The sequence below is a fragment of the Mycobacterium sp. THU-M104 genome, assembly GCF_049197365.1.
Lineage (GTDB): Bacteria > Actinomycetota > Actinomycetes > Mycobacteriales > Mycobacteriaceae > Mycobacterium.
This window is the reverse complement of the sequence record NZ_JBMIOP010000077.1, coordinates 1-10,406: the sequence shown is the minus strand read 5'-3', so window position 1 is coordinate 10,406 and position 10,406 is coordinate 1. Positions and strand designations below refer to the sequence as shown.

Below are 10,406 nucleotides of genomic sequence, written 5' to 3'. Positions count from 1 at the left end.
ACGACGCCGGCCGGGTGCACATCGTGGACCGGCTCAAGGACATCATCAACCGGGGCGGGGAGAACGTGTCCAGCATCGAGGTGGAGGCCGTGCTGCTATCCGCGCCCGGCGTCGCTGAGGCCTGCGTGCTGGCGGTTCCCGACGAGGTGATGGGGGAGAAGGTGGGTGCCGTGCTGTTCGGTGGCGGCGGCACCGTCGACGTGGCCGCCGTGATCGACCATTGCCGCGACCGACTCGCGGACTACGAGGTTCCCCAGTACGTGACCGTGGTGGACAGCGCGTTGCCGCGCAACGCCGGCGGCAAGCTGCTCAAGGGCAGGCTGCGCGAGCAGGTGCGGTGGGGCGAACCGTGGCGGTGAGCGCGACTCTGCTGATCGCCAACCGCGGCGAGATCGCGCTCCGGATCGTTCGCACCGCAACGGAACTGGGTATGACGACGGTCGCGGTGTACGCCGAGGACGACGCCGCCGCCCCGCATGTGCATGCGGCCGACGAGGCGATCGGTCTTCCCGGTGCCGGGCCGGCCGCCTATCTCGACCAGCACGCCATCCTCGCGGCGGCCGACCGGTCCGGCGCCGGACTCGTCCATCCCGGGTACGGGTTTCTCAGCGAGAACGCCGAATTCGCGCGCGCATGCGTGGCGGCCGGGCGAAGGTTCGTGGGTCCCGACGCCGCCGTGCTCGAGCTGGTGGGCAACAAGTCGTCGGCCCGTGCCGCCGCCGTCGCCGCAGGGGTGCCGGTGCTGCCGGCCACCGAGGGGCCGAGCAGCGCCGCCGACATCGCGGCCTTCTTCGAGGCGCACGGCGGCGCCGTCATGATCAAGGCGCTGGCCGGCGGGGGCGGCCGCGGAATGCGGAAAGTCACCGGCGCCGACCAGATCGGGGCCGCCTACCGGCAGTGCGCCGCCGAGGCGCAGCGCGGCTTCGGTGATCCGGCGCTGTTCGCCGAGGCCGTGCTCGATGCGGCACGGCACGTGGAGGTGCAGGTCGTCGCCGCGCCGGCCGGTCACCAGACGCACGCGCTCGCGCTGGGCGACCGTGACTGCAGCCTGCAACGGCGCCACCAGAAGCTGATCGAGATCGCCCCCGCCCAGGGACTGCCCGACGCCCTGCGCCGCACTCTGCATCAGGCAGCCGCCCGTTTGTGCGCCCGGGCCGGCCTGCGTGGGCTGGCCACCGTCGAATTCCTGCTCTCCGGTACGCAGTTCTTCTTCCTGGAGGTCAATCCGCGGATTCAGGTGGAGCACACGGTGACCGAGGAGACGACGGGAGTGGACCTGGTCGGCGTTCAGCTGGCCATCGCCGGTGGCGCGTCGTTCTACGAGCTCGGGCTTCCGGCCGGAATTGCCTCCGACGGCGTCGAAATCATCGGTGAGCCGGCGGCGCGCCGGGGCATCGCGATCCAGGCCAGGGTCAACATGGAGACCTTCGCGTCCGACGGTTCCGTCGTGCCCGCGGCGGGCACCCTGTCGGCGTTCACACCGCCCAGCGGGCCGGGCGTGCGTGTCGACACCTACGGCCGACCGGGGCTGGTGGCCGCCCCCCATTACGACTCGCTGCTGGCCAAGGTGGTTGCCCATGTGCGTGGAACGTCCTTTCCGGCCGCGGTGCGCAAGGCGCGGACCGCCCTGGGCGAGTTCGGTATCGAGGGAATCCGCACGAACCTCGGCTTTCTGCGAGAACTGTTGGAGCAGGAAGAGATTGCGTCCGGCTGGGTGACCACGGACTTCCTCGACGACAGGCTCCCCGCGCTCGCGGCCGCGGCGCTGTCCCGGGAGGGCGACGCGCGTGCCGCGGAGGTCGAGTTGTACCCGGGTGAAGAGCCGCTGCGCGCCCAGCTGGCCGGCACCGTCGTCGAGGTGCCGCCCGAGGACACCGACTTCGGGACCGGTGACCAGCTGGTCGTCCTGGAGGCGATGAAGATGCAGCACGTGCTCAGCGCACCCGGCGCGCTGCGCACCGTCCGGGTGCTGGTGGCCCCCGGGCAGGTCGTCGGGACCGGTGACCCGCTGCTGGTGTTCACCAGCACCGGGCGCCGCTCTGACAACGAATCAGTTTCTCCGGCAATCGATCTCGACAGTCGACGGGCCGACCTCGACGAGGTGCGGCAGCGGCATCTGCTCACCCTGGACGAGGGTCGGGAGGCCGCGGTCGCCAAGCGGCACGCGCGCGGCCGCCGCACGGCCCGCGAGAACATCACCGACCTGGTCGACGCCGGTAGCTTCGTCGAGTACGGCGCGCTGGCCGTCGCCGCGCAGCGCAGCCGGCGCTCCGAGGAGGACCTGATCGCCAACACCGCGGCAGACGGCCTGGTCGCCGGGCTGGCCACCATCGGCGCCGACGAATTCGGGCAGGCGGCCGCCGAGGCCGTCGTGGTGTCCTACGACTACACCGTGCTGGCCGGAACCCAGGGCATGCGCAACCACGCCAAGACCGACCGGGTCTTCGACCTGGCGACGCGCAAACGCGTTCCCGTGGTGCTGTTCGCCGAGGGCGGCGGCGGGCGACCGGGGGACACCGACGTGGGCGGTGCCGCCGGGCTCGACGTGCCCACCTTCCGGATGCTGGCCGGCCTGCGCGGCCGGGTGCCGCTGGTCTCGATCGTGTCGGGTCGCTGTTTCGCCGGCAACGCCGCGCTGGCCGGGGTGTGCGACGTGATCATCGCGACCCCCGATGCCAACATCGGGATGGGCGGGCCGGCGATGATCGAGGGCGGCGGGCTGGGCGTGTACCCGCCGGAGGCGATCGGCCCGATCGAGGTGCAGCGGCACAACGGCGTGGTGGACCTCGTTGCCCGCGACGAGGCGCACGCGGTGGAGCTGGCCAAGCGCTACCTGTCCTACTTCCAGGGCGCGGTGCGGTGTTGGGAGGCGCCGGACCCGCGGCTGGCCCGGCAGGTGGTGCCGCAGAACCGGCTGCGCGCCTACGATATTCGCCGGGCGATCGAGTCGATCGTCGACATGGGCTCGGTCCTCGAACTGCGGCCCGACCACGGTGTCGGGGTTGTCACCGCCCTGGTCCGCGTCGAGGGAGCCCCCTACGGGCTGATCGCCAACAGCACCCACCACCTGGGCGGGGCGATCGACGCGCAGGCCGCCGACAAGGTCGGCGACTTCCTGGTCCTGTGCGAGTCGTTCCGGTTGCCGGTGATCTCGCTCTGCGACACCCCGGGGTTCATGGTGGGGCCGGAGGCGGAGAAGGAGGCCACCGTCCGGCGGTTCGGCCGGATGTTCGTCGTCGGCGCGCGGTTGACGGTGCCGGTCGGAATGATCATCCTGCGCAAGGGTTACGGCCTGGGCGCCATGGCGATGGCCGGCGGTTCGTTTCGTGCGCCGCAGTTCACCGTCGCCTGGCCCACCGGGGAGATCGGTGGAATGGGCCTGGAAGGTGCTGTGCGCCTTGGCTTCCGCAAGGAGCTCGATGAGGCCGACCCCGACGAACGGCAGACATTGTTCGACCGTCTGGTCGAGGCGGCCTACCAGCACGGCAAGGCGCTGCGGGCGGCCACCACCTTCGAGCTGGACGACGTGATCGATCCTGCGGACTCCCGGGCCTGGATCACCAGTCTTGTGAAAGGCCTGGCGAAAGGCTGAGGTGCGCGCGGATCAGGCGTGGCCCGAACCGCAGCCGACACCGGGCAGGCATCCGTGACCACCCGGGATGCCGCCCGGGCCCGCGAACTGGCCGCCGGAGCCGCAGCCCACGCCTGGTATGCACCCGTGGCCGCCCGGACCGCCCCCGGGACCGCCGTTCTGGCCGCCCCAGCCGCAGTCGCCGTCGGCGTCGCATCCTCCGCCGCCCGGACTGTCCTTGAAGGCGGTGGGCGTCGAGCTCGCGGTCGTCGTCGCCGGGGTGGCCGCCACATCGCCGGCCGCTGCCGTAGGGGCGGCGGCAATGGCGACCGCGACCGCCCCGGACGCCAGCAGCGGTTTCATGAGGGCTAATTTCGCTAACATGCGCATTGGTTACCACATCCACACCTGGACAAAACCCGCCGTGATGCGGCGGCCGGCTGAAGGCACGTCGAAATGAGCTCCCTGGATCTGAGCGGCCGCACCGCGATCATCACTGGGGCGTCCCGGGGAATCGGGTTGGCCATCGCCCAACAACTGGCCGAAGCGGGCGCCAACGTCGTGCTCACCGCGCGCAAGCAGGAGGCGGCCGACGAAGCCGCGGCACAGGTGGGGCAGCGGGCGCTGGGCGTCGGCGCCCACGCGGTCGACGAGGACGCCGCGCGGCGCTGCGTGGACCTGGCCATGGAACGCTTCGGCAGCGTCGACATCCTGGTCAACAACGCGGGGACCAACCCGGCATTCGGCCCGATGATCGACCAGGATCACGCCCGCTTCGCCAAGATCTTCGACGTCAACCTGTGGGCCCCGCTGTTGTGGACATCACTTGCCGTGAAGTCCTGGATGGGTGAGCACGGCGGCGCCGTCGTCAACACCGCCTCCATCGGCGGCCTGCACCAGTCGCCGGGCATGGGAATGTACAACGCCACCAAGGCGGCGCTGATCCACGTCACCAAGCAGCTGGCACTGGAACTTTCGCCGCGCGTCCGGGTCAACGCGATCTGCCCCGGCGTGGTGCGCACCCGGTTGGCCGAGGCGCTGTGGAAGGACAACGAGGACCCGTTGGCGTCGTCGACGGCCCTGGGCCGGATCGGCGAACCGGTCGACGTGGCCCAAGCGGTCGCGTTCCTGGTCTCCGACGCCGCGAGTTGGATCACCGGCGAGGTGATGGTCATCGACGGCGGTCAGTTGCTCGGCAATGCCGCAGGCTTCCGGGCTCACCCGGACGGCGGCCAGTGAACACCGCCGATCTGGACGCGCGCGTACGGGCACTGCTCGACGGCCAGGACCCGGCGACCACCGCCCCGCGGGAATTTCTCGGCGCGCAGTACGACGCCGGCCTGGCGTGGGTGCACCTGCCGGAAGGCTTGGGCGGGCTCGGCCTGCCGCGCAGTGCCCAGCAACTGGTCGACGCCCGGCTGGCCGCCGCCGGTGCGCCGGTCGGGGGGACCCCGAAGAACTTCATCGGGATGGGCATGGCGGCGCCGACCATTGCCGCGTTCGGGACCGACGAGCAGAAGCGAAAGTTCCTGCGGCCGTTGTTCACCGGGGAACAGGTCTACTGCCAGCTGTTCAGCGAGCCCGGCGCCGGGTCGGACCTCGCCGGGGTGGCCACCCGGGCGGTTCGCGACGGTGACGAGTGGATCGTCAACGGGCAGAAGGTGTGGACGTCGATGGCCCAGCACGCCCAGATGGCTATCCTGGTCGCCCGCACTGACCCGACGGTGCCCAAACACGCCGGCCTGACGTACTTCCTGTGCGACATGACCCAGCCCGGCGTGGAGGTCCGGCCGCTGCGCCAGATCACCGGTGAGGCGGAGTTCAACGAGGTGTTCCTCACCGACGTCCGGGTGCCCGACGCCAACCGGCTCGGCCCGGAGGGCGGGGGCTGGAAGGTTGCGACGACCACGCTCAACAACGAACGGGTCGCGATCGGTTCGCGCCCCGGCGTTCCGCGGGAGGGTGGGATCATCGGCAAGGTCACCGCGGCCTGGCGCGACGAGCCGGAGCTGCGCAACCCGGCCATGCACGACGAGCTGATGCGGCTGTGGGTCGACGCAGAAGTGCTCCGGCTGTCCGGTGAGCGGTTGGGGCAACAGGCCCAGGCGGGTCAGCCCGGGCCGGAAGGCGCCGGCATGAAGATCGCGTTCGCCCGCCTCGCCCAGGCTGCTTCGGGCTTCGACATCGAACTGCACACCGAGTCCGGGTTGCGCTACGACGACTGGACCATGCGCAGAACCGAAGTCGTCGACCTCTTCGGGCGCGAGCCCGGCTACCGCTACCTGCGGGCCCGCGGCAACTCCATCGAGGGCGGCACGTCGGAGATCCTGCGCAACACCGTCGCCGAGCGGATCCTGGGCCTGCCCGGCGAACACCGCGTCGACAAGGACGTCGCCTGGAAGGACATCCCCCGATGAGCATCGGCGATCTGCTGTACTCCGACACCGAGGAAGCTCTGCGCGACAGCGTCCGCCAGCTGTTCGCCGACCGCTGCCCACCTGAGTCGGTGGCCCGCGCCTACGATCCCGACTCCCCGGACTTCGCGGCGCTCTGGCGAACGCTGGCCGCCGATCTGGGGGTGGCCGGCCTGCTGGTGCCCGAGTCCCTCGGTGGCGCCGGCGCGAGCGCCCGCGAGGCCGCTGTCGTCATGGAAGAGATCGGCCGGGCCGTCGCGCCGGTGCCGTACCTGTCCAGCGCGGTCCTGGCCACGGTCGCACTGCTGCGCGCCGGCGACACCGACACCGTGCCCGCGCTGGCCCGGGGCGAGCTCACCGCGGCGCTGGCGGTGCCGCTGTCCACCGCGCCGGGCGATGTGGTCACGGGAGTCAGCGCGGGCGCCGACGGGCTGACCGGATCGGTCAGCAGCGTCGCCGGGGCCGGGGACGCCGACGTGCTCGTGGTGCCGGTCGCGGGCCGCGAAGGACTGGAACTGCACACCGTCGCACGCGATGCGTCCGGCGTCGAGGTGTCGCCGCTGGTCGCACTGGACATGACCCGGCCGCTTGCGGACGTGCATTTTTCGGGCGCTGCCTCGACACCGATCGGGCCGGCGGACGAGGCCGTCGGCGAGGCCCTGCGAACGGCCGCGGCGCTGCTGGCCTCCGAACAACTCGGGGTGGCGCAATGGTGCTTCGACACCACGCTGGCATATACCAAGCAGCGCAAGCAGTTCGGCCGCGCGATCGGCTCCTACCAGGCCATCAAGCACCGGCTGGCCGACCTGTGGTTCGAGGTCGGATCCGCCGCGGCCGCGGCCCGCTACGCGGCGGACACCTGCGCCCGCGGCGACGCCGACGCCGACATCGCCGCGGCGATCGGGCAGGCCTACTGCAGCGGGATCGCCGTCCACGCCGCCGAGGAGTGCATTCAGTTGCACGGCGGCATCGGGATGACGTGGGAGTATCCCGCCCATCTGTACCTCAAGCGGGCCAAGAGCGACCAGCTGGCGTTGGGCACCGCCTACCGCCACCGAGCGCGCCTGGCCGCACTGGTTGATCTGCCTTCCGGCTGACGAAACGCCTTTCCTGACCGCGCCGCGGTTGTCACGTGTGCCCGGTTGTCAGGTATGCCGCAGCGCCGAGTCGAAGAGGCCCGTCATCGCCGACCAGTGCCGTTCGTCGGCCGCGGCGTCGTACGGCGGGTTGTCCGGGACCGCGAACCCATGTGCCGCTGGATAGAACTCGATGGTGTGCGGCACGCCGCCCGCCGTCAGCGCCTTGTCGAGTTGTTCGGCGTGATCGGTGGTGAACGAGGGGTCGTTCTCCGCACCGCCGACATACACCGTGGCGGTCATCCGGTCGGCCGACAGGTGCGGGCTGTCCGCCGCGTCGGTGACCAGCCCCCCGCCGTGGAACGACGCCGCGGCCGCGACTCGCTCCGGAACGCGGCCGGCCACGATCACCGACGTACGCCCACCCATGCAGTAGCCGCACACGCCGAATCGGTCGCCGGACACCTCGGGGCGGCCCGCGAGGTACGCGAAGAAGGCGTCGGCGTCGTCGGCCGTCCTGTCCGGGGTGACGCTGCCGATCATCGAAAACAGCCGTTGGCGTTCCCCCGCGTCGCCGAACACGGTGGCCATGTCGAACGGGGCCCAGCCGCCGCTGCGGTAGTACACGTCGGGGAGCAGCACGGCGTAGCCGTATCCGGCGAGCTTGGCGGCCATCCGGTCGAAGGTGTCGCGCACCCCGCCGGCGTCGGTGTACATGATCACGCCGGGCCACGGGCCGCTCCCCTCGGGGGTGAACAGCCTGACGGTGCAGGCGCCGTCGCCGGTGGTGATGGTGTCGGTGATTTTCGGCATGGTCTTTGTTGTACTCCCCGCGGTCGCCGCGGGGGTTTTCGGCGTCCACCGGCTAAGCTGACCGCGTGCCGATACCGACGCCCTACGAGGACCTACTGCGCGTGGTGCTCGAGCGGGGCACGGCCAAATCCGATCGCACCGGCACCGGTACCCGCAGCCTGTTCGGCCAGCAGTTGCGCTACGACCTCTCGGCGGGTTTTCCGCTGGTGACCACCAAGAAGGTGCATGTCAAGTCGGTGGTCTACGAGTTGCTGTGGTTCCTGCGCGGTGACTCCAACGTCGGCTGGCTGCAGGAGCACGGGGTGAGCATCTGGGACGAATGGGCCGACAGCACAGGCGATCTCGGCCCGATCTACGGCGTGCAATGGCGATCGTGGCCGACCCCGTCCGGCGAGCACATCGACCAGATCAGCGCCGCACTGCACCTGCTGCGCACCGACCCGGACTCGCGGCGGATCATCGTGTCGGCCTGGAACGTCGCAGACATCCCGCGGATGGCGCTGCCCCCGTGTCATGCGTTCTTCCAGTTCTACGTGGCCGGCGGACGGCTGAGCTGCCAGCTCTACCAGCGCAGCGCCGACCTGTTCCTCGGGGTGCCGTTCAACATCGCCAGCTACGCGTTGCTCACCCACATGATGGCCGCCCAGGCCGGCCTGGGCGTCGGTGAGTTCGTGTGGACGGGCGGCGACTGCCACATCTACGACAACCACGTCGAGCAGGTGCGGCTGCAACTGGCCCGCGACCCCCGCCCGTATCCTGAACTCGTTCTGGCGCAACGTGATTCGATCTTCGACTATATTTATGAGGACGTCGTCGTGCGCAATTACGACCCGCACCCGGCGATCAAAGCTCCTGTCGCCGTATGACGGTCGGTCTGGTCTGGGCGCAGTCGACGTCCGGTGTGATCGGCCGCGGCGGAGAGATCCCGTGGCGGCTGCCCGAGGACCTGGCCCGTTTCAAGCAGCTGACCATGGGACACACCGTGGTGATGGGCCGGCGCACGTGGGAGTCGTTGCCGGCCGGCGTCCGGCCGCTGCCGGGCCGCCGAAACGTCGTCCTGTCCCGCCAGGCCGGCTTCACCGCCGACGGGGCCGAGGTGGTGGCTTCGCTCCAGGAGGCTTTCGGCGGCAGTGAGTCCGAGCCCGAGACCTGGGTCATCGGCGGTGGGCAGATCTACCTGCTCGCGTTGCCGCACGCCGTCCGCTGCGAGGTCACCGAGGTCGACATCGACCTGCCGCTCGCCGACGACGACGCGCTGGCCCCGGTGCTCGACGTCACCTGGCGCGTCGAGACGGGGGAGTGGCGGGTGAGCCGGTCCGGGCTGCGGCACCGGTTTCACAGCTACCGTCGGGGGTGAGCGGTATCCTCGGCGCCGTGCCGATGCGGAGCCGAACGCTGACCGCAGCCCAAGCCCGGCGGACAGCCGTTGCGGCTCAAGGCTTTAGCGGGTCGCGGTCGGTGGGCGCGATCACCGCCGCGCACCTGAAGCGGCTGATGGCGCGAATCCAGGTGCTGCAACTGGATTCGGTCTCGGCGGCGGTGCGTGCCCACTACGCGCCGGTGTTCAGCCGGCTCGGGCCCTACGACCGTGACCTGCTGGACCGCGTCGCGTGGGGCCCGCGGTCGTCGCGGCTGTTGGCCGAGTACTGGGCGCACGAAGCCGCGCTCGTGGCGGTCGAGGACTGGCCGCTGCTGCGCTGGCGGATGCGTCAGTACCGCCACGGTCGCTGGCGCACCCATGTCGTCACCGACAACCCGCACCTGGCCGACGCCGTCGTGGCGGCCGTCACCGAACTGGGGCCCAGCACGGCCGGGCAGATCGAGGCGCACCTGGCCGCCGAGCCCCGCCGCCACAAGGGCGCCTGGTGGAACCGTAGCGACACCAAGTGGGTCGCCGAGGCGCTGTTTGCGTCCGGCGCGCTCACCACCGCCACCCGGGTCGGTTTCGCCCGCCACTACGACCTGGTGGAACGGGTGTTGCCGGCCGAGGTGCTCTCCCGCCAGGTCGACGACGAGGAGGCGATCCGGGACCTCACGCTGCGGGCCGCCACCGCGCTGGGCGTGGGCACCGAGGCCGACATCCGCGACTACTTCCGCCTGTCGGCCGCCCAGGTCAAGCCGGCGCTCGCGGGCCTGCTGGCCGCCGGGGAGATCGAACGGGTGCAGGTGCAGGGCTGGTCCGCGCCGGCGTACCTGCGGTCCGGGCAGACCGTGCCGCGCTCGGACCGGGGCACCGCGTTGCTGTGCCCATTCGACCCGTTGATCTTCTTCCGCCCCCGCGTCGAGCGGCTGTTCGGCTTCCGCTACCGCATCGAGATCTACACTCCACCGGACAAGCGCACGTACGGCTACTACGTGTGGCCTTTTCTGCTGGACGGACGACTGGTCGCACGGGTCGACCTGAAAGCCGACCGGGCGGCCGGCGCCCTGCGCGTCGTCGGCGCGTTCGGTGAACCGGACGTGCCCAAGCCGCGGGTGGCCGCAGCGCTGACCGGCGAACTGGAGTCGATGGCGTCCTGGCTGGGGCTGGGC

Annotated in this window: 10 protein-coding genes; 8 read left to right on the top strand and 2 right to left on the bottom strand. The window is 71.0% G+C overall.

Annotated features, from left to right (window positions below):
• Together ACOJVU_RS07345 and ACOJVU_RS07340 are read left to right on the top strand one after the other, a co-directional pair.
• On the top strand, positions 1-359 hold a 359-nt coding region (locus tag ACOJVU_RS07345), incomplete at its 5' end, for an AMP-binding enzyme (protein WP_421529176.1).
• Positions 356-3,592 carry a carboxyl transferase domain-containing protein gene (locus ACOJVU_RS07340; protein ID WP_421529178.1) on the top strand — a complete coding sequence of 1,079 codons (3,237 nt, stop codon included), beginning with the start codon at positions 356-358 and terminating at the stop codon, positions 3,590-3,592. The genes ACOJVU_RS07345 and ACOJVU_RS07340, both read left to right, overlap by 4 nt.
• A gap of 12 nt (positions 3,593-3,604) precedes the next feature.
• Here the strand turns inward: ACOJVU_RS07340 and ACOJVU_RS07335 are convergent, their stop codons facing one another.
• Positions 3,605-3,934 carry a PE-PGRS family protein gene (locus tag ACOJVU_RS07335; protein ID WP_421529175.1) on the bottom strand — a complete coding sequence of 110 codons (330 nt, stop codon included), beginning with the start codon at positions 3,932-3,934 and terminating at the stop codon, positions 3,605-3,607.
• Between the two features lie 93 nt (positions 3,935-4,027).
• Here ACOJVU_RS07335 and ACOJVU_RS07330 point away from each other — a divergent pair, with 93 nt between their 5' ends.
• The 3 genes from ACOJVU_RS07330 to ACOJVU_RS07320 are packed head-to-tail and all read left to right on the top strand — an operon-like array spanning position 4,028 to position 7,082.
• A complete protein-coding gene (locus tag ACOJVU_RS07330) occupies positions 4,028-4,810 on the top strand; it encodes an SDR family oxidoreductase (RefSeq protein WP_421529174.1) in 783 nt (260 codons plus the stop codon).
• A complete protein-coding gene (locus ACOJVU_RS07325; protein WP_421529173.1) occupies positions 4,807-5,988 on the top strand; it encodes an acyl-CoA dehydrogenase family protein in 1,182 nt (393 codons plus the stop codon). Before ACOJVU_RS07330 ends, ACOJVU_RS07325 begins: the two co-directional genes overlap by 4 nt.
• On the top strand, positions 5,985-7,082 hold the full coding sequence (locus tag ACOJVU_RS07320) for an acyl-CoA dehydrogenase family protein (RefSeq protein ID WP_421529172.1): 1,098 nt from the start codon (positions 5,985-5,987) through the stop codon (positions 7,080-7,082). The genes ACOJVU_RS07325 and ACOJVU_RS07320 overlap by 4 nt, the downstream gene beginning before the upstream one ends.
• A gap of 48 nt (positions 7,083-7,130) precedes the next feature.
• Here ACOJVU_RS07320 and ACOJVU_RS07315 read toward each other — a convergent pair whose 3' ends face one another.
• Positions 7,131-7,874 (bottom strand): dienelactone hydrolase family protein, encoded by a 744-nt coding sequence (locus tag ACOJVU_RS07315; RefSeq protein ID WP_421529171.1) that lies wholly within the window; start codon positions 7,872-7,874, stop codon positions 7,131-7,133.
• A gap of 65 nt (positions 7,875-7,939) precedes the next feature.
• Between ACOJVU_RS07315 and ACOJVU_RS07310 the strand changes: the two genes are divergently transcribed.
• The 3 genes from ACOJVU_RS07310 to ACOJVU_RS07300 all read left to right on the top strand — a co-directional run.
• On the top strand, positions 7,940-8,740 hold the full coding sequence (locus ACOJVU_RS07310; protein ID WP_421529170.1) for a thymidylate synthase: 801 nt from the start codon (positions 7,940-7,942) through the stop codon (positions 8,738-8,740).
• Positions 8,737-9,231 (top strand): dihydrofolate reductase, encoded by a 495-nt coding sequence (locus tag ACOJVU_RS07305; protein ID WP_421529169.1) that lies wholly within the window; start codon positions 8,737-8,739, stop codon positions 9,229-9,231. The genes ACOJVU_RS07310 and ACOJVU_RS07305 overlap by 4 nt, the downstream gene beginning before the upstream one ends.
• A 23-nt stretch (positions 9,232-9,254) precedes the next feature.
• Positions 9,255-10,406, top strand: a 1,152-nt coding sequence (locus ACOJVU_RS07300; RefSeq protein WP_421529177.1) for a winged helix-turn-helix domain-containing protein, incomplete at its 3' end; no start/stop codon positions are given.

Bases quoted from the DNA above. Each gene is read 5' to 3' on its own strand.
- ACOJVU_RS07335 (WP_421529175.1), bottom strand. From the start codon at position 3,934: ATGAAACCGCTGCTGGCGTCCGGGGCGGTCGCGGTCGCCATTGCCGCC.
- ACOJVU_RS07330 (WP_421529174.1), top strand. From the start codon at position 4,028: ATGAGCTCCCTGGATCTGAGCGGCCGCACCGCGATCATCACTGGGGCG.
- ACOJVU_RS07320 (WP_421529172.1), top strand. From the start codon at position 5,985: ATGAGCATCGGCGATCTGCTGTACTCCGACACCGAGGAAGCTCTGCGC.
- ACOJVU_RS07315 (WP_421529171.1), bottom strand. From the start codon at position 7,874: ATGCCGAAAATCACCGACACCATCACCACCGGCGACGGCGCCTGCACC.
- ACOJVU_RS07305 (WP_421529169.1), top strand. From the start codon at position 8,737: ATGACGGTCGGTCTGGTCTGGGCGCAGTCGACGTCCGGTGTGATCGGC.